The sequence below is a fragment of the Paraburkholderia sp. HD33-4 genome (genome assembly GCF_021390635.1).
Classification (GTDB): domain Bacteria; phylum Pseudomonadota; class Gammaproteobacteria; order Burkholderiales; family Burkholderiaceae; genus Paraburkholderia.
In genome coordinates this window covers 965,571-989,034 of the sequence record NZ_JAJEJS010000001.1, presented here as the reverse complement: position 1 = coordinate 989,034, position 23,464 = coordinate 965,571, and the positions used below count along the sequence as shown (strand labels likewise).

The following is a 23,464-nucleotide window of genomic DNA, read 5'->3' as shown; positions in this document are numbered from 1 at the left end:
AAAAAAAGGGCGCGCATCGCACGACGCGATGCACGCCCTTTTTGCTGCGATCTTCCCTGTCACTCCAGTCACGACGTGACCGGCACTGGCGCCACCCGCACGCGCGGGCCGCGCCTGTCCGCTCAGGACGATGCCGTCACGTCAGCGAGCTTTACCGCCTTGGCCGTCACCGAAGCGGCGGTCGCGACGTTGCGCAGATCGTCGAGAATCGTATCGCGCCATACCGACAGATTGTTCTCGCGCATCGGTTCCATCATGTCCGCGTGACGCGCCTGACGTTCGGCGAGCGGCATCGATAGCGCGCGCTCGAGCGCTTCGGCCATCTGCGACAGATCGAACGGATTGACGACGAGCGCGCCCGGCAACTGCTCGGCGGCGCCCGCGAATTGCGACAGCACGAGCACGCCCGGATCGGCCGGATCCTGCGACGCGACGTACTCCTTGGCCACCAGATTCATGCCGTCGCGCAGCGGCGTCACATAGCCGACCTGCGACTGGCGGAACAGCGCCATCAGCAGATTGCGCTCGTACTTGCGATTCAGATACTGGATCGGCGTCCAGTCGAGCTGCGCGAACCGGCCGTTGATGCGCCCCGCTTCGCCTTCGAGCGTTTGCCGGATGCGCTGGTAGGTCTGTACGTCGGCGCGGGTCGGCGGCGCGATCTGCACGAGCGACACGCGGCCATGCCAGCCGGGCGCGTTCTGCAACAGCCGCTCGAATGCCTGGAAGCGCTCGACCAGTCCCTTCGAATAATCGAGCCGGTCGACGCTCATGATCAGCTTGCGCCCGCGCATGCCGTCGCGCAGGCTGCGCACCGCCTTGCGGTCGGTGAACTGCTCGGCGGCTTTGGCGATCGCATCGGGATAGATGCCGATCGGGTACGCGCCGACCTTCAGGAAGCGGCCATAGGCGTGCACCATGCCATCTTCACTCGACGTGCCGTGCTGACCGCGCTCGATATAGTCGACGAACGACTGGCGATCCGCCTCGGTCTGAAAGCCGATCACGTCGTAGCTGCACATCGCCTTGACGAGTTCCTCGTGCGGCGGGATCGTGCGCAGCACTTCGGGCACCGGAAACGGAATGTGCAGGAAAAAGCCGATCGGGTTCTTCACGCCGAGCTCGCGCAGGCAGCGCGCGAACGGCAGCAAATGGTAGTCGTGCACCCAGATGATGTCGCTGGGTTTGAGCAGTTCCTTGAGCTGCTTCGCGAGCGTCGCGTTGACGCGCTGGTAGCCCGCATAGTCCTCGCGGTCGTAGCGGGACAGGTCGTTGCGATAGTGGAAAGTCGGCCACAACGTGGTGTTCGAAAACCCGCGGTAGTACTCGTCGTAATCGCGCTTGGTGAGGCCCACCGTCGCGTAGGTGACGTTGCCCTGCTTCTCGATCACGGGTGCGGATGGCTCGCTGACCGTTTCACCGCTCCAGCCGAACCAGACGCCGCCGGTCTCCTTCAGCGCGTCCAGCACGCCGATCGCGAGCCCGCCGGCGGCCGGGCGCGCTTCCTGAATCGGTGCGACACGATTCGATACCACGATCAATCTGCTCATCAGTGCTCCATTGTTTCGTTGTATGCGGAAATGTGCCAAAACGGTGCATGCAATCCCCGTGCCGATATTTGAGATGGCGGAAATAAAGTTGTATGAAAATGTGACGAACGAGCGAATCCCCGCAATCATCACAGATCGCGAAGAAAATTTTTCTGTTAAATCCGACGATAGCGGAGGTCTTTCTTACCGGCATCCCGGCCGTCGGGGCACCCCGCCCGTACGACGCTGCTTCAGGCGTCCTGCTCCGAGCCCAGATCGCGCTGGTATTCGAGGCCTTCCTGACGCACCCCGCCCTGGTTGTGCTCGCCGTCCGGCGGCGTATGCGGCGCGATCCGATTCTGCGCGGCCGGGTCCGGCGACTCCGCCGGCTCAGTCTTGACGTCGGCCGGCCGGGGCCCGCGCTTCGTGTGCCGCGCGGAACGTCGCAATGCGGGGTGTCTCATGATCGTGCCTCCGGGGGAAGCCTGCCGCTTGTTGCGGCATCCCTACAGTCTAGGGGGCGAAACCGTAAATTGCCGGTAAAACATGCGCCGGCTTTGTAACAAGTACAGCAAGGCGCTGCACCGGAACGGGGCAATTGGCCGCGTGCGGTGCCGGTGTGGTCGCATCGGGTGCGGGGCGGCCGGTATGCAGGGTCGCATCAGCATTGCAACGGTCGCGACGGACGGTCGGCGGCCTGAGGCGTTTGGGTTGGCTGCGGCGGGGGATCGCCGATCGGCGGCGCGACCGGTTCGATGGGTTCGATCGGATCGGGTGTCGGGCCGGGGATGGTGTCGGGCTCGGCCGGATCCGGCGGCGCGATAGGGGGCGCGGTGGGCGGCTCGACCGGTTCGGGCCGGTGAGCGTGCAGTGGCCTGGAAGGCACGGAAACGGCAGCGTAATGCGGCAAGTGCGGCATGTCAGGGACCTCGTTTGCGTTCCATGGGAGCGCAGCAAGGCCCGTGCCGTCAGTCTGCCCGCCCGGAAGCCCGGGCGGGAGCTCGCTGATACTGAGGACGACCTGCGAACGGGCGCGGATCAGGCGTCCGCGTCGCCGAGCGCACGCGATTCGTCGGCGGGATCGCCGTCTTCGCGCGCATCGTTGCCGTACTCGACGAGCCGGTTGTACAGCGTCTTCAGGCTGATGCCGAGAATCTCCGCGGCGCGCGTCTTCACGCCGCCGCACTGCTCGAGCGTCGCCAGAATCAGCTGGCGATCGGCTTCCGCGAGCGAGGTGCCGAACGGGATCGTGATCGCGGTGCCGGCCGCGGGCTTCGACAGCGTGATCTGCAACGGCACGCTCGCCGTGCTATCCGAGTCCGCGCTCGACATGATGTGCGCGCGCTGCACGTAATTTTTAAGTTCGCGCACGTTGCCCGGCCACGGATACGACATCAGCATCTCCTTCACCGCGGCCGGGAAGTGCTTCTTCGTGCCGTGACGCTCGTTCAGGTCGTCGAGGAACGCTTGCGCGAGCAGCTCGACGTCCTTGCCGCGCTCGCGCAGCGGCGGCAGGCTGATCGGAAACACGTTCAGCCGGTGGTAAAGATCGAGCCGCAGCTTGCCTTCGAGCACCGCCTGTTCGGGATCGCGATTGGTGGCCGCGATCAAGCGCACGTCGGTTTCGATTTCCTTGGTCGTGCCGACGCGCATGAACATGCCAGTCTCGAGCACGCGCAGCAGCTTCACCTGCAGCTCGATCGGCATCTCGGTGATTTCGTCGAGAAACAGCGTGCCGCCGTTCGCGCGCTCGAAATAGCCCTTGTGCTGCCGGTCCGCGCCGGTGAACGAACCGCGCTCGTGACCGAACATTTCCGATTCGATCAGATTCGGCGAAATCGCGCCGCAGTTGACCGCGAGGAACGCATGTTTGCGACGCAGGCTCAGCTCGTGCAGAGTCTGCGCGGCGACTTCCTTGCCGGTGCCCGATTCGCCGACCAGCATCACCGAGGCGGCAGTCGGCGCGACGCGGCTGATCTGGTCGTAGACCTCCTGCATCGCCGGCGAATTGCCGAGCATCAGACCGAAGCGGCCCATGCGGCGCAATTCGCCGCGCAGCGTGCCGATCTCGGCCTTCAGGTCGCCGGCGCGCGGCAGGCGCGACAGGATCGCCTTCACGCGCTGCATGTTGATCGGCTTCACGAGGTAGTCGGCCGCGCCCATTTTCAAGGCGCTGACCGCCGACTCGACCGTCGCGTGGCCGGTGATCACGATCACCTCGACGCCGGAGCGCGGATCGAGATCTTCGAACAGATCGACCCCGCTGCCGTCAGGCAGTTTCAGGTCGGTGAATACGACGTCCGGCATCTGCCGGATCAGTTGAATACGCGCTTCGCGCAGATCGCCCGCGGTGGCGGTGGTCAGCCCGTCTTCCCCGATGATGGCGGAAAGCGCCTCGCGGGTACCTGCGTCGTCATCGACAATCAGTACATGTGGCATCGCGTTTCGAAAGCCTGCAAGCGTGGGTCAGAAAATATACGGAACATGCCAATCGGCATGCCGCTGGTCAGGTCGGCCGCATGACGCGGAATCCACGTGCTCCCGTCCCGGCCGACTATTTAATGAAAAAATGCAACAATAACAGGTAATAATCGGCACATTTCCGTGTCATTGTTGTCTATTTACCTATTATACGGCTTTATAGGATTCGTTTAACAATCCCTTTCACGGCGCCGACCGCCAATCTGGCGGCACCGGCGCCGGCGCCCGCGGCCGCCGCCGGCCTTGCCTGCGAGCACGCCGCGTCAGCCACGCGGAAACGGCCATGCACGGTTTTCGCCATTGACCTGTCCCGAGCCGTTGGTGCTGCTCGAGGCGGGCGCCAACTCGCTCGACAAGGTCGTCGGCGCCGCCACCGCGCCGCCCTCGTTTTCCCAGCGGCTAAGCTCCCGCACCGGGGAAACCTGGCCCGCGCGTTTGTGCTGCACGTAGCGAACCGCCAGAAAGCCGCCGAGTGCCATCAATGCGCCGAAAAAGCCAATCGTGGGTCGTGTCATCATGAACTCCTTGGATCGTGATGCGGATGAGCGCAGGCCGTGCGAGGCGTGCGCCGCGTCTTATAGCGAGCCGATGCGAGCATCGCTCGTGGCGCCGCCGCGTCTAACGCGCGACCAGCACGCCAAGCAAAAAACCGGTCCCCGCCGCGAGCGCGAGCGAACGCCACGGGTTATGGCGCACATAATGCTCGGTGCTGACCGTCGCCTCGCGATAGCGGCGATGCACATTGCGTTGCGCGTCACCGAGTGCCGATTGCAGCGTTTCCACATGCGTGCCGAGCCGGTCGCGCAACGCATCGACGCCCTCACCCGGCACGTTGGCGGCGAGCCGCAGCATTTCCTCCGAGTCCCTCAGCAGTACCCGGAGATCCTCGACGATCTTCTGCCCGCCGAGTGCAAGTTGTTGCGTGGTGTCAGTCATCGTTCACTCCTCATCTGTTTCGGCGGTCGTGCGATTGCGGAATCGGCGCGTCGACCGGCGCAATCGTTCGGGCTTCGGCGCCCGATGCGGGTTGCCGGTTCGCCCTCGGCGATAGCGATCCGACGTAGCCGTCGAAAGCTCGCACGACTCGATCAAACGGTCAATGTTGCAAAGCACGTGCCCGGTATATTTACCGCTTTAGTGCGCTGAAAAAGGCCAATTTCGAGCACTTTCGACCGAATTCGCGCCCGGCTATTTCAGCGTCTGCCAGTTCGATTGCCGGAACCAGCGTCGAAGTGGTTAAATCGTCTTTTATGAGATAGTGGCTGGTCTATCGCATTCAAGGCCTGCGCGCCGCAACACGAACTTCATTTGCACAGGACTCCCCCTTTTATGGCGTCAATCGATCTGGACTCGCCCACCGTGTCCGCCGGCGGCAGTGCTTCGCCACAAGCGAAGCAGCGCGGCGCGGACGCCGTCGCGGGACTGAAATCGTACGGCCTGCTGTACGGCTCGTCGCCGGTGATGCTCGATCTGTACGAACAGATCGAACGCGTCGCCGATACCGACGCGACCGCGCTGATCATCGGCGAATCGGGCACCGGCAAGGAGCTGATCGCCCGCACCATCCACGAGCGCAGCGGCCGCAAGGAAGGCGCGTTCGTCGCCGTGAATTGCGGCGCGATTCCCGATGAGCTGATCGAAGCCGAACTGTTCGGCCACGAAAAAGGCAGCTTCACCGGCGCGGTGCAGGGTCGCATCGGCTACTTCGAACACGCGAACGGCGGCACGCTGTTTCTCGACGAAATCACCGAAATGGCGCCGGTGCGCCAGGTCAAGTTGCTGCGCGCGCTCGAAACCGGCACGTTCTATCGAGTCGGCGGCAACGAGCTCATCAGCGGCAACGTGCGCGTGATCGCCGCGACCAATCGCGACCCCGCGGTGGCCGTCAAGGAAAACGGCTTGCGCGAGGATTTGATGTACCGGCTCGCGGTGTTTCCGCTGCGCGCGCCGCCGCTGCGCGAGCGCGAAAACGACCGCGAGCTGCTCGCACAATACTTCCTCGCGCAATTGAATCAGCAGGAAGGCACCAGCAAGAGCTTCAGCAAACGCTCGATCGAAACGCTGCGCTCCTGGTCGTGGCCGGGCAACGTGCGCGAACTGAAAAACGCCGTGTATCGCGCGTTCATTCTCGCGGAGAAAACTGTCGAATTGCCGCATCCGCATCTTGCGTCGCGAGTCAAGAAAGCGGTCACGCAAGGCGATGCGATGAGCGTGTGGATCGGCACCCCGCTTGCCGACGCTCAGAAGCAGATCATTCTCGGCACGCTGAAGTACTGCGGCGGCGACAAGCGGCGTGCGGCCAAAGCGCTCGGCGTAAGCCTCAAAACGCTGTACAACCGGCTGAGCGCATACGGCGACGACAGCGGGGAAGACGAAGCCGACTCCTAGGCGTCTTGCAACGGCGGGCCGTTCACCGATGGCGGCGGCCGCCGTCGCGCCGTTCGCCGTGATCTTTTCCCCTCCCCTTTTCGCGGCACCGAATCCACCTCCTCCAGTTCTCGCACCCGCGGCAAATTTGCCTCACGTCCCAAATACCTGGCACAGCCAGGTAAAACTGCCCACCCATGCAACAGAAAACATCGCAGCGCACGATGTTTTGCAATTTCTTGCATTTTTTCGCTGCCAATTACAAAACGCATCCTGCACAATGCGGCAGCGTAATAAACGACGTGTCCTTCGTTTACACGCGCGACGCGTGAACGCAGGCACCTGTACGGGCAGGGACGGGAGAAATGCAAAAGAACATGGTGTGGGCTGACGACGCGAAGTCCGTTGTCGCAATCAAACGCCCCCACGTAACGACGTTGATCGCGCTGGCGCTGGTGGTGTCGTCGGCATTGAGCGGCTGTAGTTCGTTGTACTCGGAAGGCGCGGTCGCGGGCGCCGGTATCGCGGGTGCCGCGGTCGCCAGCAAGGTCACCAGCAATGCCGCGGTCGCGACCGGTATCGGTCTCGGCGCGGTCGCCGCCGCGCGCGCCGGCGTGCAGTACTCGGAGCGCGTGGTCCACACGAATACGCAGAACAGCATCGCGCAGGCGGCCGGTCCGCTCGAGGTCGGCGCAGTCGCCCCGTGGACCATCACCCACTCGTTCCCGATCGAAGACGACGAGCACGGCCGCGTGACCGTCAGCCGTCTGATCAGCACCGGCGCGCTCGACTGCAAGGAAATCGTCTTCTCCGTCGACCAGACCGCGACGCGCGACAAGCCCGCGAGCAGCGCCTTCTACATCGCATCGGTTTGCCGTGATGGCAAGGACTGGCGTTGGGCATCGGCCGAACCCGCCACCGAGCGCTGGGGTGCGCTGCAATGAAATTGCGTTCGCCTGGCGTTGCGATGGGGGATCGGCTGCGGCTCGTCGCAGCAGGCGCGCTATGCGTCGGCGCAAGTCTGCTGGCGAGCGGCTGCTCGTCGATCGGCGCCGCGAGCGGCGCGGCGGCGGGTGTCGCGTCGGGCATCGTCACCAGTAATCCGGCCGTCGCGCTCGGCGTCGGCGTGGCCGTGCAGGCCGCGACCGACGAAGCGGTCGCGCGCTACATGCGCAGCATGCACAAGGATCAGCAGGATCTGATGGCGGCGCTGGTCGGCACGATGCCGGTCGGCGAAACGAAACCGTGGTCGGTCAAGCACACGCTGCCGATCGAAAACGGCCACGGCCAGGTGCGCGTGACTCGCACGATCAACTCGGCGCTCGCGCTGTGTAAAGATTTCGTGTTCTCGGTGCAGGACGGCGACGCCCCGAACTCGCCCGAGAGGTGGTTCACGGCGAGCGCGTGCCAGCAGGACAAGGGCTGGAAGTGGGCGACGGCCGAGCCGGCGGTCGCACGCTGGGGCAATCTGCAATAAAAAAGCGGCGAGGTTTTCCTCGCCGCTTTTTTGGTCTGAGCCGCAGTGTTGTCCGCGGCAACGCAGGGTCAAGCCTCCACGTCTTCCAGGCTGAAGATTTCGGTCTGGTCGTTATACGAGAAGATTTCGCCGTAACGGCCCCAGTTGATCACCGCGTCGAGCGTCTCTTCCGCCGCGCTATCCGACAGGAAGTCTTCCAGCTCCTGCTCGAAGCGCACCCGCGGCGCGCGATGCCCCGGCCGCTCGTTCAGCACCTTCTTGATCCGCGCCGCGAGCGGCACGTGCCGCAGCAGATGCTCGGCGAACATCATCTTCCGTTCCTGCGTGCCGAACTCGGAGAACACCCGCGCCGGCGGCGTCAGGAAAATGTCGCCCTCGCGCACGTCGGCGAAACCGAGGTGCTGCAGCACTTCAGCGATCGGGAACAGATCGTCGACCTCCAGATGCAGCGAGCGCGCGATTTCCGGCATGTCCGCACGGCCGTGATACGGCGCGGCGGCGAGCGTCTCGATCAGACCAGCCATCAGGTTGGTCGACACGTGCGGCAGCCAGCTACCGAGCTCGAGCCCCTTCTTGGTCTTCTCGTCGGTCTGACGCGCGGTCATCTTCGCGTAGATCTCGTCGACGAGGCGGCGGAACGCCGGGTCCAGACGATTGCGCGGATGCTTGAACGGCACCTTGATCTCGGCGATCACGCGGCCCGGGTTCGACGACAGCACCAGAATGCGGTCGCACATGAACACCGCTTCCTCGATGTTGTGCGTGACGATTAGCACCGCCTTGATCGGCATGCGCCCCTGGGTCCACAGATCGAGCAGGTCGGTACGCAGCGTTTCGGCGGTCAGCACGTCGAGCGCGGAGAACGGCTCATCCATCAGCAGCAGCGTCGGATCGACGACGAGCGCGCGCGCGAAACCAACGCGCTGGCGCATCCCGCCCGACAGTTCGCGCGGATACGCGTTTTCGAAACCGTCGAGACCGATCAGGTCGATCGCGGCGAGCGCGCGCGTGCGCCGCTCCGACGCGCCGACGCCTTGCGCCTCGAGACCCGCCTCGACGTTCTGCAGCACGGTCAGCCACGGAAACAGCGCGAAGGTCTGGAACACCATCGCGACGCCCTTTGCCGGGCCTGCGAGCGGCTTGCCCATGTACGTGACTTCGCCGTCGGTCGGCTCGATCAGGCCGGCGATGATACGCAACAGCGTCGATTTGCCCGAGCCCGAACGGCCGAGCAGACCAACGATCTCGCCCTCGCGCAGCGACAGGTTCGCGTCGTCGAGAACGAGCAGTTCGCCCTGCGTCTTGTTGAAGCCGCGGCACACGTCCTTCACGCGCAGGATTTCCTCGCCGAGGCGCGGAGGCTTCGGCGGCGTCTGGATCGGCGCGGCAGTCATAGCAGCTTTAGGATTTTGCATCGCGTTAAGCCTTCATTTCTCAATCTAGACGGAGCTTGCCTTCGGCGTAGGCGTACATCGGACGCCACAGCAGACGGTTGAACAGGGTCACGAACAGGGACATCACGGCGATGCCCACGATGATCTTCGGAAAATCCCCCGCGGCGGTGGTCTGCGCGATATAGGCGCCAAGACCGTGCGCGGCGACCTTGGTATCGCCCCACTGCACGAACTCGGACACGATACTCGCGTTCCACGCACCACCCGACGCGGTGATTGCGCCGGTCACGTAGTACGGGAAGATGCCCGGCAACATGATCTGACGCCACCACTGCCAGCCGCGAATGTGGAAATTGGTGGCCGCCTCGCGGTAGTCGTTCGGATACGAGCTGGCACCGGCAATCACGTTGAACAGGATATACCACTGCGTGCCCAGCACGATCAGCGGCGACAGCCAGATGTCCGGGTTCAGGTGAAAACGCACGATCACGATCACGAACACCGGGAACAGCAGGTTCGCGGGGAACGCGGCGAGAAACTGCGCGAGCGGCTGCACTTTTTCAGCGAGCGCTGGCCGCAGGCCGATCAGCACGCCGATCGGCACCCAGATCACGGAAGCGATCGCGATCAGCAGCACCACGCGCAGCAGCGTGATCAGGCCGAGCACGAACACGTGCCCAATTTCGTCCATCGACACGCCGGTGCGCACATACAGGAACACGCGGTACACCACGTACACCGTGGCCACCAGCACGATCGCCGCCCAGATGATGTCGCCGAGCTTCGAACTCTTCTCGCTCTGCGGAATGTGAAAGCGCGGCGCGCTGAACGCCGGCAGCTGGAAGCGCAGGCGAGCCGCACGCGCGAGCATCCAGCCGAGCGGCACGAGCAGACGGTGAATCAGCCGTGTGCGGCGGATCAGGTCGAGCAGCCAGGATTCCGGCGCGTTACCTGAACTGGTGGTCTCCATGCGGAACTTGTCGGCCCACGCGACGAGCGGACGAAACAGGAACTGGTCGTAGGCCAGAATCACGACCGTCATCGCGAGGATCACCCAGCCGATCGCGTGCAGGTTCTTGTCGCTGATCGCCTGCGCCAGATACGCGCCGATACCCGGCAGCGTAATCGTGTTGTTGCCGACCGTAATCGCTTCGGAAGCCACCACGAAGAACCAGCCGCCCGACATCGACATCATCATGTTCCAGATCAGGCCCGGCATCGAGAACGGCACTTCGAGCTTCCAGAAGCGCTGCCATGAGGTCAAATGAAAGCCGCGCGACACTTCATCGAGATCGCGCGGCACCGTGCGCAGCGACTGATAGAAGCTGAACGTCATGTTCCACGCCTGGCTCGTGAAGATCGCGAAGATCGCGGCGAGCTCGGCGCCGAGCACGCGGCCCGGGAACAGCGCGAGGAAGAACGTGACGGTAAACGAGATGTAGCCGAGCACCGGCACCGACTGCAGGATGTCGAGAATCGGCACCAGCACGAGACCGGCGCGGCGGCTCTTGGCGGCGAGCGTGCCGTACACGAGCGTGAAGATCAGCGATGCAACCATCGCCGCGAGCATGCGCAGCGTGGTGCGCATCGCGTACTCGGGAAGGTTGGCCGGATCGAGCGAAATCGCCTGAGTCTTTAACGTCGACATCGGCGCGAGCGTCTCGTGAAAGCCGATCGACGCCATCGCGATCAGACAGATGATCAGCGGGAACGCGACGAAGTCCCAGCGGTTGGGCAGTACGCGCCATGCCGATGCATTGGCGGTGCGCTTCAGGTCGAAGCTGAAATCCATCAGATGCCCTCCCCATTGAAACAGGCATTCGAACGCTCGAAGGATGCCGCGGCTACCGCGCGGCGGTCTATGGGTCGGTCCGGAAAGCGGAAATCAGGCATGGCAAAACGCGCGTGCGTGGAAAATCGTTAGTGTTGGAGACACGTGGGCCGGCAATGGGCATGTTCGTGGACGCGTCATCCACGACCGCAACCATCACGCCGGACTCCTGTCGCCGCGGGCGCCGCCCGAGGGCTGGCGGGCTTTCCTCGTTTTGGACGGCACGACACTACACCATCCTGTGTTTCAGGCACAACCTTTCGCCGCAAATTGTGATATGGCGTCGCGAGGCCGTGGCGTAAGGCTCCAGCAAGCCTCCGCTCGCGTCGCCGCGCCGCACTGTATCCTGCTCCCGCGTACTTCAGCGTGACACGTCGCGACACCGTCTCGCGGCGTGGCGCGCAAGCCACATCGGCGCGTCGCCCCGCCCGTCCTCGCTCGATCTCCCCATTAGCCCGCACAGCTATCAAGAATGCGGCGCGGCTGCCGTTAAGAATCTGATCGGCTCGGCATATGCGGACGGCATCCCAGCAATAACGGTGGCAACGTGCTCCGCGACGGTTAAAATCGGGAAACGTCGTACCTGTTTATAAGCGGCTCATTCCGGACATGGCGACGGCGCAGCGCACGAAGCGCGTGACCGGACGAAACCGCAGCCAGCACAAGAAATGACACAGCGTTGAGAGAGCGCTGCCCACCAACGAGCAAGTTGCATGTCACAGCCAGACGGATCAGAGGGTCGATGAACAGGACAACCCTGCGCCAGGTAGCCGGGCCGATCAGCTTCGTGCTGATCGTACTCGTCTGCTGGTTCGTGGCTGGCATGGTCGCGGACCGGATGGTACAGCAAGAGCTGGACGCGGCGTTGCACACGCAGCGGCAAATGTCCACGTCGATCGTCGACAACATGGCCGAAGTGATTGCCAGCGACCTCGCGATGTCCCGCGCCATCCCCGCAACCATGGCCGAAATGGACGTGGTCCAGCGTGCCCTCGTGCAATCGCAGAATTATGCCGCGAACAGCGAGGCGGCGGAACCCGCGTTGCGAGCCGCGTTGCTGAAGGATCAGCAGATGGCAGCGGTCAGCAAGTTCCTGCACGACGCGCAGGGCTTCTCCGGCCTCGATCAGGTCTGGATCGTCAACGCGAACGGCATCTGCGTCGCGTCGAGCAGCACGATGTCGAACCCCGAGGGCGCGCAGCAATCGTTCGTCGGCGTGGACATGCGGGCACGCGGCTATCTGACCAACGCGCTGCTCGGCGCATTCTCCGAAGCCTACGGCGTGGGTCGATCGAGCGGCGAGCCGGGCATCTTCATCGCCGCGCCGGTGTACTCGGACGGGCTGCTGGTCGGCGCGGTGGTCGCGAAGGTGGGAATCGCGCGATTGCGCCACTGGGTCGCGCACGCGGGCACCTTCGTGTCCGACGACAACGGCGTCATCATCATGGCGCACAACAGCGCGCTCGAAGGCCATGCGTTGCCGAACTCGCGCGTCACGCAGATGAGCGCCGCCGAGCGGCGCATCATCTATCGCCGCGACACGTTCCCCGACATGCTGATCCGCGAAGACACGCAAGTGCGTGAGCAGGCGCCGTGGGTGCCGGCGTCGGTCGCCGCGCAGCTGTTCGGCATGATCGAACAGCCGGCCCCGGCGCTCTATCAGAACCGCGGCGGACTGAATTCGGGGCTCTCCGCGCATCTGGTCGATCCGCTCGCCGCGTGGCCGGAGCTACTGCGCAACCACAAGCGCGACCATCTGCTGGTGTTCCTGACGCTGGCCGGCACCGTCGCGCTCGCGTGGGTGATTACCGTGTCCTACGTGCGTGAGCGGCGCCACCATCGCGCGACACGCGATCTCGCCGAGCAATTGCAGTCGGCCAACACGCTGCTGTCGGCGGAGGCGCGGCACGATGCGCTGACCGGCGCGCTGTCGCGGCGCTACTTCCTCGACCTGCTACGCCACGAGATCGATCGCGCGCACGCGGGCCGCGAGCCGCTGTGCATGGCGATCGCCGACCTCGACCACTTCAAGCAGATCAACGACCGCTTCGGCCATGCCGCCGGCGACCACGCGCTCCAACATTTCGTCGATACGTGTCGCGCCGAGCTGCGTGGCTCCGACGCGATCGGCCGGCTCGGCGGCGAAGAATTCGGCCTGCTGCTGCCGTCCACCGATCTCACCAGCGGGCGCGAGGTCGTCGAGCGTCTGCGGCTGCGGTTGAAAGCGCTGCCCTCACCGAAACTTCCGGCGTCGGCTGGGCTTAGCGTGAGCATCGGCATCACCGAGCTGTCGCCCGACGATCTGCCCGAGCGCCTGATGAGCCGCGCCGATACCGCGCTGTACGCGGCGAAGACCGGCGGCCGCGACCGAACCGAAGCACTGCCGCCCGACGATACGGCGCCGCCTACGCGTACGGCGATGAATGCCTGGTGAGTACCTGGTGACTGCCCGGTGAGTGTCCGGCAATCGAACGATGATGGCCTGACGCTCGCCCGAACACGCGGCGCGCGACGATATCCCCCCTCTACCCGGCCAGCCCACGCCGGCACCCCCACGCCGGCACCCTCCTCGCACTGAAATCGACGCCGAGCTTCCCGCAACTAAGCAGGTATCATCAATCCTGATATTGGATTGTCACTACCGCTCTAACGGGAGATTCGCATGAAGGGAAATCTGGTGATCGTCTGTCGCGATCAGGACGCTGACGCGTTCGACCATCTGCTCGCCGAATACGGCGCGTTCCAGACGCGTCTGTCGTCGACCGCGTGGTATCTGAAACTGGAGGTTGCACCGGAACTGATTCAGGAGGAAATTCTCGCGCGCCTCGGCAAATATACGACGCACTATATTTTCGAGGCGGAATCGGTGACGTGGAATACGGTGGATAGCGAAACGGCAAACGCGTTGAATACGTTGTTTTCGGACTGACCTCTCACCACTCGCGATGTCGACGCCCGGCGCCCGCATCGCGACCTCAACACCCTGCTCCTACCAGGCGTTTTCCGAGGCCGTCGCGACCCGCGGCAGCACTTCGAGCGGAAAGCTCATCAACACCCGCAGACCGCGGCCGCCGTAATTGCCGATTTCCCATTCACCGCCCGCGCGCCGCACGAGCCGCTCGACGATCGCGAGGCCCAGCCCGCTATGGCCGTTGCCGCCGCGCGCGGGATCGAGCCGCACGAACGGCCGGCTCGCGTTGATCAGGTCCTGGGCGGCGATGCCCTTGCCGTTGTCGCTGACGGATAGCGTAAAGCCCTGCGGCGTGCGCGCGGTCGCGACGACCACCGGCGGCGCGCCGTACGCATGCGCGTTGTCGAGCAGATTCGACAGGATCCGGTCGAGCGTGGCGGCGGGCAACATAAACGACGGCCCGGCGTTCAGTTCCGTGTGGACGGTCGGCGCGCCGGTGGCCACGGCCCGATAGCTGCGCACCACACGTTCGCACTGCGCATCCACTTCCACCGGTTCGCTGCGGTCCGCGCCGTCGTGCGCGAACATCAGGAACTGCTCGACGATATGCGTCATCGAATCGACGTCGCGCACGACGCCGTCGCGCGTCTTCGCGTCGTCCATCATTTCGGCGCGCAGTCGCAGACGCGCGAGCGGCGTCTTCAGGTCATGCGCGACACCGGCCAGCATCACCGCGCGATCGTTCTCGGTGCGCGCGACTTCCTGCACCATCTGATTGAAGCCGTGCGTGAGTTGCCGCAACTCGCGCGGCCCGCGCTCGGGCACCGGCGGCACCGGCAGCCCGCGGCCGAAGCGCCCGACCGCCTGCGCGAGCAAGCGCAGCGGCCGCTGCAGCGCCCAAGCGGCGAACAGTGCCGCCATCACCGCGAACGAGAAAATAATCACGAGCCACAAGACCGTGCGGTCGAGCGAGCGCGGCATACGCAGCGGTTGCACGGGCACGACGATCCAGTTCTGATCGGACGCGGCGCGCACCCATAGCGTGGGCGGACCGCCGGGCGGACCGATGCGCACCTGGGTGTTGGCCGGCATGCGGTCGCGCACGTCCTCGACGAAACGCTCGAGCGGCGGCGGCATGTTCGCGCCGGCTGCCGGCACGTCCGGGCTCGCCGGGTCGACCAGCTTCACGCGCGACGGCAACGGTTGATCCGGTGTTCGGGCGACGTGCTGACGCACCGCGTCGACGAGGAAGGTCGCTTCCTCGACCGCGTAGCGCGTTTGCAGTTGCGAACGTTCAAGCCGCATCAGCGCATACCACGCGAAATGCGACAGCATCAGCACCGCCACGACTAGCAGCGCGAGTCGCCCGAACAGCGAATCAATGGGCCGACGCATGCTGCTCGCCGTCCGGCACGAACACGTAACCGCGGCCGCGCACCGTCTGGATGAAGCGCGGCGTGGATGGATCGGTTTCGAGAATGCGGCGCAGGCGCCACACCTGCACGTCGATGCCGCGGTCGGTGCCGTCGTACTCGGGACCGTGCAGCAACTCCAGCAGGCGTTCGCGCGTGAGCGTGCGCATGGGGTGATTGACGAAAATCTTCAGTAGCGCGAACTCGCTGCCCGACAGCGTGAGCGGCTTGTCTTCGAGATGCAGCGTGCGCGACTGGAAGTCCAGCGTGAAGCGGCCGAAGCTGAACGGCTCGCGCTGCTCGGGCGCGGCCGCCGATGGCAGCGTGCGGCGGCGGCGCAGCACCGCCTGCACGCGCGCGAGCAGTTCGCGCGGATTGAACGGCTTGCCGAGGTAGTCGTCCGCGCCCAGTTCGAGCCCGACGATACGGTCGACGTCGTCCGCGCGCGCGGTCAGCATGATGACGGGGATGTCGTCGCCCGACGCGCGCAGCTTGCGCAGCGCGGTGAGACCGTCCACGCCGGGCATCATCAGGTCCAGCACGATGAGGTCGGGGCGCTCGCGTTCGAGGCGCCGTTCGAGCGAGCCCGCGTCGTGCAGCACCGAAACTTCGATGCCCTGACGGGCGAGATAGTCGCGCAACAGATCGCGCAGTTCGACGTCGTCGTCGACGACCAGGATTTGAGTAGCCATGAATGAAGTTTAACGCGCAGCAGAAAGGGATTTCGTTTTCCGAACCGCCTCAAGGGTTACCGGGTGTTACGGTGAAAGGCGCACGTAATTGCTGGTAATAGCCGCTTTCGGGCGCGTAACACAGCGGCGCACTCGGTTCTCTACGCTGTGCCTTACCGAGTGCAGGCAGTCCAAAGACCGGTTGCATCGTCGGCTATTCCATTACAAGGAGCCTCATATGTCCACCAAAAAGATGTCGCGCGTTCTCGCCGTTGCTGCCACCGCTCTCGCCATCGGCGCGGGCGCCGCTTATGCCGCTCAACCCGCCGAGCAGGCGCACGGCGGCCCCGGCGGCTGGCACGGCCACTTCATGAAGGAACTGACCCAACTCCACGACCAGCTGAAGCTGAACGCGGATCAGGAAAAGCTGTGGCAAAGCGCGCTCGATACGATGAAGCAGAACCACGAAGCGATGCGCGCCAATCACAAGCGGATTCACGACCAGTTCAAGGCCGCGCAGCAGCAGCCGATCCTCGATCTGAACGCGATGGCCGCCACGCATCAGCAGATCGAGCAGAAGGACGCGCAACTGCGTCAGCAAACCACCGACGCATGGCTGAAGTTCTATAACGGCCTGAACGACCAGCAGAAGACCACCGTCAGCACGGCGCTGAAGCAGCGCTTCGCGCGAATGGAGCAGCGTCACGAGAAGATGAGCGAGCGCTGGGAGCATCACAAGGGCGCGGCGTCGGCGCCGGCCGCTAATCAGTAAGCGGCATGTTGCATCCGCGAGGTGGGCCAGGGAGGGCGCCTCGCTAATAGAAAAACGCCACGGAAGAAGTTTTCCGTGGCGTTTTTGTTGGGCGCTGCGGTTGGGCCCTGCGGGTTGGCCCCTACTCGCCGCCTTCCAGGCAGGCCGCGCGAATCAGCCGTTCAACTGACCGAGATCGAACAGCAGCACTTCCGCGTTGTCGCCCTTTTCCAGCATCACCGTGTCGACGTCGCTGAGCTTCGCGGCATCGCCCGCCTCGAGCACCGTGCCGTTCACGCTCAACGTGCCGCGCGCGACGTGAAGATAGGCGAGGCGCCCCGCCGGCGGCGCGAACGTCGCATGTTCGGCGCCGTCGAACAATCCCGCGTAGATCGACGCGTCCGCATGGATCGTCACCGAGCCGTCGCGGCCGTCGGGCGACGCGATCACGCGCAGGCGCCCGCGCTTGCTGTCGGCGTCGAAGCGCTTTTCCTCGTAGCCGGGCTGATCGCCCGCGCGGCGCGGAATGATCCAGATCTGCAGCAGATGCGCGGGTTCGTCGCGCGATGCGTTGAACTCGCTATGCTGCACGCCGGTGCCGGCGCTCATGCGCTGCACGTCGCCGGGACGGATCGTCGAGCCGTTGCCCATGCTGTCGCGATGTGCGAGCGCGCCTTCGAGCACATACGTGACGATCTCCATGTCGCGATGCCCGTGGGCGCCGAAACCCTGACCGCCGGCGATGCGGTCTTCATTGATCACGCGCAGCGGCCCGAAGTGCACGTGCTCGGGGTCGCGGTAGTCGGCAAACGAGAAGCTGTGATACGAGTCGAGCCAGCCGTGGTTGGCGTGGCCGCGTTCTGCGGAGCGGCGAATCTCGATCATGGAAAGTCTCCCGGTAAGTAATCAATCAGAGCGATGCCGGGAATGTAGGGGCTGCACGCCCACTTAACAATCGTGCGAGACCGCACCGCAGCGTTCCATCGATGCATGCAATCGCGCGCGGCGCTGCCGGCGAGCCCATCGAGCGGGGAAACCCGGGGCATAGGAGGTCTTCGCCCGGCGCCCCAGCGCCCGGTGGCCCGACGCCCGGTGGCCCGGCGCCCGGTGGCCCGGCGCCCGGAAGCCCGGCGCCCGGTGGCCCGGCGCCCGGAAAACCTCGCCGGCGTCGCGCACGGACAACGAGCGGCGCGGCGTCGCGCCGCTCGCTGGCGCCCCGCACTGGCAGCTTGCCGCTCTTCGGGTAAAATACCGCGCTTTTCGAGCCGCGCGGACGTCCCGCTGGACCTGCAGGCCGCGCCCGCAAGCCCCGCCGGGCCTGCCGAAGCCGGTGTGCTATGGACTTCGGCCCGGGGTCGCACCCGTGCGAGGCGCGCCCGAGCTGCGACGAACGCGCCGGACCAGCGCGCCACGGCGAACGACTCGCCCGCGCAAGGACGACCAGAGCGCGGCGACAATCCCAGCGGCACGGCAATTTTGACCGCCTAGAATAGCGACCGTCGGCACTCGGCCGGTGCTCGTCGAGTCGAGTCATCACGACGATCAGTTTGATTCAGGAGAAACATGAAAAAGTTCGCACTGTGCGTGGCTCTGGCAGTCATGGCCACCGGCGCGCTGGCGAAAGAATGGAAAACGGTGCGCATCGGGGTCGACGCCAGTTATCCGCCGTTCGAATCGAAGGCGCCTGACGGCAACATCGTCGGTTTCGACGCCGACCTGACCCGCGCGCTGTGCGCGAAGATGAACGTGAAGTGCGTGTGGGTCGCGCAGGATCTCGACGGCATCATTCCCGCGCTGAAAGCACGCAAGTTCGACGCGATCATCTCCTCGCTCAGCGCCACCGACAATCGCCGCGAGCAGATCGACTTCTCCGACAAGATGTTCGACGCGCCCGCCCGCATGATCGCGAAAAGCGGTTCGCCGCTCCTGCCCACCCCTGAATCGCTGAAGGGCAAGCACGTCGGCGTCGAGCAGGGCTCGACCCAGGAACAGTATGCGAAGGCCTGGTGGGAACCGAAGGGCGTGATCGTGGTGTCGTACCAGAATCAGGACGAGGTGTACGCGGATCTCGCGTCGGGTCGTCTCGACGCGGCGCTGCAGGACGAAGTTCAGGCCGACGCCGGCTTTCTGAAGACGCCGCGCGGCAAGGGTTTCGCCTGGGCAGGTCCGGAAGTGAAGGATCCGCAAACGATCGGCGAAGGCACCGCGATCGGTCTGCGCAAGGGCGATGCCGATCTGAAGGCGAAGTTCAATCAGGCGCTCGCCGAGGTTCATCAGGACGGCACGTTCAAGAAGCTCGAAAAGCAATACTTCGACTTCGACATTTATCCTGGCCGTTGAGCGAAACAGGCAGGATACTGGATAGCAAGCCGGCGCCGACCGGCGGCAGTAGCACTAGCAGTAGCAGTGAAAGAGGCAGCGAGGGTGGAAACGCCCGGCAGTAGATTCAAAAACAATCCGAGACGAAAGTCCCAAAAGCGCGCTGCAGGAACACCAACGTTTTTGCAGCATGATTTGCACAGCGGCACGCTGTGCGCCGCGGATCACGGCGAGCCAGGCGCTCGTCCCCGACGCGGCGCAACGCTGGCCGCGTCTTTCGCGGTGCGCGAGAAGCGCATCGTCGAGGACTACCTATGTTCCTTCAAGGCTACGGCCCGCTGCTTCTCAGCGGCACCTGGCAAACCGTCAAGCTGGCGGTGTTCTCGCTCGCGCTCGCGTTCGTGCTGGGCCTGCTCGGCGCGGCGGCGAAATTGTCGAAGAACCGCCTGTCGAACGGCGTCGGCACCGTGTACACGACGCTCGTGCGCGGGGTGCCCGATCTCGTGCTGATGCTGCTGCTGTTCTACAGCATCCAGATCTGGCTGAACAACCTGACCGACGCGATGGGCTGGGAGCAGATCGACATCGACCCGTTCGTGGCCGGCGTCGCGGTGCTCGGCTTCATCTACGGCGCGTACTTCACCGAGACGTTCCGCGGCGCGTTTCTCGCGGTGCCGCGCGGCCAGCTCGAAGCGGGCGCGGCTTACGGCATGACCGGCTGGCAGGTGTTCTCGCGCGTGATGTTCCCGCAGATGATGCGCTTCGCGCTGCCGGGCATTGGCAATAACTGGCAGGTGATGGTCAAGGCGACCGCGCTCGTGTCGATCATCGGTCTCGCCGACGTCGTCAAGGCCTCGCAGGACGCCGGCAAGGGCACGCTGCGGTTCTTCTTCTTCACCCTGCTCGCGGGGGCGATCTATCTCGTCATCACCACAGTGTCGAACTTCGTGCTGATGTACCTCGAAAAGCGTTACTCGACCGGCGTGCGAAAGGCGGATCTATGATCGAGATCATTCAGCAATACTGGCGCAACTATCTGTTCACCGACGGCTATCGCTTCACCGGTGTCGCGATCACGTTGTGGCTGCTGGTCGTGTCGATCGGCCTGGGCTTCTGTCTGTCGGTGCCGCTCGCGGTTGCGCGCGTGTCGAAGAAGAAATGGCTCGCGAGCCTCGTGTGGCTGTATACGTATATCTTCCGCGGCACGCCGCTCTACGTGCAGCTGCTGCTGTGCTACACGGGTCTGTACAGCCTCGAGATCATCCGCAACAACGAGCTGACCAACGCGTTCTTCCGCGACGGCATGCATTGCACGCTGCTCGCGTTCACGCTGAATACCTGCGCGTACACGACCGAAATCTTCGCGGGCGCGATCAAGGCGACGCCCTATGGAGAGATCGAAGCGGCGCGCGCGTACGGCATGTCGTCGTTCACGCTGTACCGGCGTGTGATTCTGCCGTCGGCGCTGCGCCGCGCACTGCCCTACTACAGCAACGAAGTGATCCTGATGCTGCACGCGACCACGGTCGCGTTCACGGCCACGGTACCGGACATCCTGAAGATCGCGCGCGATGTGAACTCGGCGACGTATCAGTCGTTCAACGCGTTCGGCATCGCCGCGCTGCTGTATCTGTGTATTTCTTTCGCGCTCGTGTGGCTGTTCCGCCGCGCCGAGCGTCGCTGGCTCGCTTACCTGCGGCCGCAAGGCAAGTAACCGCGCGTCCCTGGACAAGCAAGCTCTTTAGGATCCTGATGAACTCCAAGAAGCAGAAGCTCTTCGTCGACGAGCTTCACAAAAAGTACGGCGACAATGAAGTCCTCAAGGGCGTGTCGCTGAAAGCCAATGCCGGCGACGTGATCAGCGTGATCGGATCGTCCGGTTCGGGCAAGAGCACGATGCTCCGCTGCATCAACTTTCTCGAACAGCCGAACGCCGGGCGCATTTTCGTCGACGGCGAGCAAGTGCGTACGCAGACCGCCAAGGACGGCGCGTTGCGCGTGTCGGACCCGAAGCAGCTGCAGCGCGTGCGCACGAAGCTGTCGATGGTGTTCCAGCACTTCAACCTGTGGTCGCACATGAACGTGCTCGAGAACATCATCGAGGCGCCGGTGCATGTGCTCGGTCTGAAGCGCAAGGAAGCCGAGGATCGCGCACGCGAATATCTGGAAAAGGTCGGCCTCGCGCCGCGTCTCGAGAAACAGTATCCGTCGCATCTGTCGGGCGGCCAGCAGCAGCGCGTCGCGATCGCGCGGGCGCTGGCGATGCACCCCGACGTGATGCTGTTCGACGAACCGACCTCCGCGCTCGACCCGGAACTCGTCGGCGAAGTGCTGAAGGTGATGCAGAAGCTCGCCGAGGAAGGCCGCACGATGATCGTCGTCACGCACGAAATGGGCTTCGCGCGAAACGTGTCGAATCACGTTATGTTCCTGCACCAGGGCCGCGTCGAGGAAGAAGGTCATCCCGACGAAGTATTCAGGAACACGAAGAGTGAACGCCTGAAGCAATTCCTGTCGGGCAGTCTCAAGTAATAAAATTACCTGCCATTCATGATGCGAATGGCATCGGAAATGTAGTCGATGTAGTTTTACAAGGCGCTTACGAGCGCCTTTTTCTTTTTTGCCGCCCTCGTCCGTCCGGCCATTCGAACCACGAAAAAGCGCCGAAAATCCCACAAAACGGGCCATTCAGGCCGCTGTTTCGCCCTACCCTGTCACTTTTGACTCGTCAATAGTGGCAATCCTTAATACGACCCCTCCCGAGGCGCGATTCCCTTGCCTGGCAAGGCGTTGCGCGTTTTCCCGAGGCATCACCCGGGTTCCGGGCCCAGATTCGTATTGCAATTTGGCGACACCACCTGTGGGCGGTACTAATTTCTTCTCCCAGTTAAAGTTATTTTTGATAAATTGGTAACCAAAGTAGCAAAACAAAGTTGATTAAAAGTAGTTTCACTTCAAAACACAGAGGAGAACCGGTCGACGTGGGGATCGGCGTGACGCAAAGATAGCTCGACGCTACATGTCACGGCAGGAGACCTACCCGCCACTCTCCCCTGGTACCGCTTTCTGTTCGGTGCTGATCGCGTCCGAACACCACTCGCAGTACTGGGTTTCTTTTTTTGACAGGGTATGGAGGAGAAGATGAAGAAAGCTTTGCTCGCCGCGGCGCTGATGTCGGCCGGCGTTGTTGCACACGCTCAGAGCAGCGTCACGCTGTATGGCCGTTTGGATGCAGGTCTCGAGTACATGTCGGGCGTCCCGACCGGCGCTAACGCCAACGGCGCGGCCAACACGAGCTCGAACCGCTTCAAGGCGGAAAGCGGCGACTGGGGTACCAGCCTGTGGGGCATGAAGGGTGTCGAAGACATCGGCGCCGGCAACAAGATTCTGTTCCAGTTGGAAGGCTCGTTCAACACGATGACGGGTGCAGGTCCTGGCGGCGGCGGCCTCTTCAATCGCTGGGCAACGGTCGGTGTGTCGAACAACCAGTACGGTACGTTCACGATGGGCCGCATGCTCTTCATCTCGAACGGCGTGTGGGACTTCGACCCGTTCGGTCAGTCCGACTGGTCGTCGGCATCGCTCGTGCGTGGCCGCAACTGGCCGCAGTCGAGCAACAACTTCGCGTACCAGTCGCCGAAGATCGCAGGCTTTGACTTCTACGGTCAATACGCGCTGTCGAATGCGACGAGTTGGAACGGCAACGGCACGACCCCGCAAGGTCGCGAAGCTGGCGCGCAGGTCACCTACACGAGCTCGCTGTTCCAGGTTCGAGGCATCTACGACGAAATCCGCAACCCGACAACTGGTGGGTTGTGGGGTGGCCCGGTCGCCAACAACGGCATCAATTCGGCTAACACGGGCAACGGCGTGTTCTCGGCATCGCGCGAGTACTCGGCTCTGCTGAACGTGTTCCTCGGCCAGTTCAAGGTCCAGGCCGCTTACCAGGCAGTCCGTTCGGCAGGTGCGACGGGCGTTGCATATGGTCAGCCGACCACGCTGGATCACGAATGGGGCGGTGTGACGTGGCAGGCAACGCCGGCTGCAGCGCTGATCGCGGCGGTCTACCACGTGAACGGCAACAACGGCGCGGGCAATGCGACGATCTACACGGTTGGCGGTTCGTACAACCTGTCGAAGCGCACGCTGGTCGACCTGCAGGCCGCAACGGTGCGCAACAGCCGCAATGCGAACTGGGGCTTGAACGCAAACAATGCGGGCTTCGCTGCCGCGACGGACAACCCGCTGCAAGGCCGCCAGCAAAGCGGCGTGTACGCAGGTATCCAGCACTCGTTCTAATCGAACGCGTGTACCCCGGGGG

22 protein-coding genes are annotated in these 23,464 nt (G+C 64.0%); 11 read left to right on the top strand and 11 right to left on the bottom strand.

The window, feature by feature from the left end; genetic code table 11:
* Positions 1-122 precede the first annotated feature (122 nt).
* From otsA to L0U84_RS04395, 6 genes are all read right to left on the bottom strand, one after another.
* Entirely contained in the window at positions 123-1,550 is a 1,428-nt protein-coding gene (gene otsA, locus L0U84_RS04420) for an alpha,alpha-trehalose-phosphate synthase (UDP-forming) (protein WP_233848074.1), read from the bottom strand.
* A gap of 230 nt (positions 1,551-1,780) precedes the next feature.
* Complete coding sequence (locus L0U84_RS04415; protein ID WP_129958885.1) at positions 1,781-1,993, bottom strand: hypothetical protein; 213 nt, start codon at positions 1,991-1,993, stop codon at positions 1,781-1,783.
* 197 nt (positions 1,994-2,190) lie between these two features.
* Positions 2,191-2,439 carry a hypothetical protein gene (locus L0U84_RS04410; RefSeq protein WP_442794024.1) on the bottom strand — a complete coding sequence of 83 codons (249 nt, stop codon included), beginning with the start codon at positions 2,437-2,439 and terminating at the stop codon, positions 2,191-2,193.
* Between the two features lie 128 nt (positions 2,440-2,567).
* Positions 2,568-3,968: a sigma-54-dependent transcriptional regulator gene (locus L0U84_RS04405; protein ID WP_233848069.1), complete on the bottom strand. Its 1,401-nt coding sequence runs from the start codon at positions 3,966-3,968 to the stop codon at positions 2,568-2,570.
* 305 nt (positions 3,969-4,273) lie between these two features.
* Positions 4,274-4,525: a hypothetical protein gene (locus L0U84_RS04400; protein WP_233851931.1), complete on the bottom strand. Its 252-nt coding sequence runs from the start codon at positions 4,523-4,525 to the stop codon at positions 4,274-4,276.
* 103 nt (positions 4,526-4,628) lie between these two features.
* The gene (locus L0U84_RS04395; protein ID WP_129958882.1) at positions 4,629-4,946 is read right to left on the bottom strand and encodes a DUF883 family protein; all 318 of its coding nucleotides are present in this window, start codon (positions 4,944-4,946) and stop codon (positions 4,629-4,631) included.
* A gap of 393 nt (positions 4,947-5,339) precedes the next feature.
* Between L0U84_RS04395 and L0U84_RS04390 the strand changes: the two genes are divergently transcribed.
* The 3 genes from L0U84_RS04390 (at position 5,340) to L0U84_RS04380 (ending at position 7,854) form a co-directional block, all read left to right on the top strand.
* Positions 5,340-6,398: a sigma-54 interaction domain-containing protein gene (locus tag L0U84_RS04390; protein ID WP_233848068.1), complete on the top strand. Its 1,059-nt coding sequence runs from the start codon at positions 5,340-5,342 to the stop codon at positions 6,396-6,398.
* Positions 6,399-6,742: 344 nt separating this feature from the next.
* Positions 6,743-7,321 carry a hypothetical protein gene (locus tag L0U84_RS04385; RefSeq protein WP_233848065.1) on the top strand — a complete coding sequence of 193 codons (579 nt, stop codon included), beginning with the start codon at positions 6,743-6,745 and terminating at the stop codon, positions 7,319-7,321.
* Positions 7,318-7,854, top strand: coding sequence for a hypothetical protein (locus tag L0U84_RS04380; RefSeq protein WP_233848061.1), 537 nt, complete (start codon positions 7,318-7,320; stop codon positions 7,852-7,854). The genes L0U84_RS04385 and L0U84_RS04380 overlap by 4 nt, the downstream gene beginning before the upstream one ends.
* A 68-nt stretch (positions 7,855-7,922) precedes the next feature.
* Here L0U84_RS04380 and L0U84_RS04375 read toward each other — a convergent pair whose 3' ends face one another.
* Together L0U84_RS04375 and L0U84_RS04370 are read right to left on the bottom strand one after the other, a co-directional pair.
* Entirely contained in the window at positions 7,923-9,269 is a 1,347-nt protein-coding gene (locus tag L0U84_RS04375; RefSeq protein WP_129958878.1) for an ABC transporter ATP-binding protein, read from the bottom strand.
* A gap of 19 nt (positions 9,270-9,288) precedes the next feature.
* On the bottom strand, positions 9,289-11,040 hold the full coding sequence (locus L0U84_RS04370) for an ABC transporter permease (RefSeq protein ID WP_233848059.1): 1,752 nt from the start codon (positions 11,038-11,040) through the stop codon (positions 9,289-9,291).
* 781 nt (positions 11,041-11,821) lie between these two features.
* Between L0U84_RS04370 and L0U84_RS04365 the strand changes: the two genes are divergently transcribed.
* Together L0U84_RS04365 and L0U84_RS04360 are read left to right on the top strand one after the other, a co-directional pair.
* Complete coding sequence (locus tag L0U84_RS04365) at positions 11,822-13,513, top strand: sensor domain-containing diguanylate cyclase (RefSeq protein ID WP_233848057.1); 1,692 nt, start codon at positions 11,822-11,824, stop codon at positions 13,511-13,513.
* A 228-nt stretch (positions 13,514-13,741) separates the two neighbouring features.
* Positions 13,742-14,008 (top strand): double-stranded DNA-specific endonuclease, encoded by a 267-nt coding sequence (locus L0U84_RS04360; protein WP_233848056.1) that lies wholly within the window; start codon positions 13,742-13,744, stop codon positions 14,006-14,008.
* Between the two features lie 60 nt (positions 14,009-14,068).
* Here L0U84_RS04360 and L0U84_RS04355 read toward each other — a convergent pair whose 3' ends face one another.
* Entirely contained in the window at positions 14,069-15,385 is a 1,317-nt protein-coding gene (locus L0U84_RS04355) for an ATP-binding protein (protein WP_233848055.1), read from the bottom strand.
* Positions 15,369-16,094 carry a response regulator gene (locus tag L0U84_RS04350; protein WP_018419780.1) on the bottom strand — a complete coding sequence of 242 codons (726 nt, stop codon included), beginning with the start codon at positions 16,092-16,094 and terminating at the stop codon, positions 15,369-15,371. Before L0U84_RS04350 ends, L0U84_RS04355 begins: the two co-directional genes overlap by 17 nt.
* A 217-nt stretch (positions 16,095-16,311) precedes the next feature.
* Between L0U84_RS04350 and L0U84_RS04345 the strand changes: the two genes are divergently transcribed.
* Complete coding sequence (locus L0U84_RS04345; protein ID WP_233848054.1) at positions 16,312-16,845, top strand: periplasmic heavy metal sensor; 534 nt, start codon at positions 16,312-16,314, stop codon at positions 16,843-16,845.
* Positions 16,846-16,998: 153 nt separating this feature from the next.
* On the opposite strand, the gene L0U84_RS04340 is transcribed toward L0U84_RS04345, so the two are convergent.
* Positions 16,999-17,709 carry a pirin family protein gene (locus tag L0U84_RS04340; RefSeq protein WP_233848053.1) on the bottom strand — a complete coding sequence of 237 codons (711 nt, stop codon included), beginning with the start codon at positions 17,707-17,709 and terminating at the stop codon, positions 16,999-17,001.
* A 678-nt stretch (positions 17,710-18,387) separates the two neighbouring features.
* On the opposite strand from L0U84_RS04340, the gene L0U84_RS04335 reads away from it, so the two are divergent.
* The 5 genes from L0U84_RS04335 (at position 18,388) to L0U84_RS04315 (ending at position 23,442) form a co-directional block, all read left to right on the top strand.
* Positions 18,388-19,164: an ABC transporter substrate-binding protein gene (locus tag L0U84_RS04335; protein WP_233848051.1), complete on the top strand. Its 777-nt coding sequence runs from the start codon at positions 18,388-18,390 to the stop codon at positions 19,162-19,164.
* A gap of 293 nt (positions 19,165-19,457) precedes the next feature.
* A complete protein-coding gene (locus tag L0U84_RS04330; RefSeq protein ID WP_233848049.1) occupies positions 19,458-20,147 on the top strand; it encodes an ABC transporter permease in 690 nt (229 codons plus the stop codon).
* Positions 20,144-20,857 (top strand): ABC transporter permease, encoded by a 714-nt coding sequence (locus L0U84_RS04325; RefSeq protein WP_187635130.1) that lies wholly within the window; start codon positions 20,144-20,146, stop codon positions 20,855-20,857. Before L0U84_RS04330 ends, L0U84_RS04325 begins: the two co-directional genes overlap by 4 nt.
* Before the next feature lie 38 nt (positions 20,858-20,895).
* Positions 20,896-21,675: an ABC transporter ATP-binding protein gene (locus L0U84_RS04320; protein ID WP_233848046.1), complete on the top strand. Its 780-nt coding sequence runs from the start codon at positions 20,896-20,898 to the stop codon at positions 21,673-21,675.
* 609 nt (positions 21,676-22,284) lie between these two features.
* Positions 22,285-23,442 (top strand): porin, encoded by a 1,158-nt coding sequence (locus L0U84_RS04315; RefSeq protein ID WP_233848044.1) that lies wholly within the window; start codon positions 22,285-22,287, stop codon positions 23,440-23,442.
* The last annotated feature ends 22 nt before the right edge of the window (positions 23,443-23,464 follow it).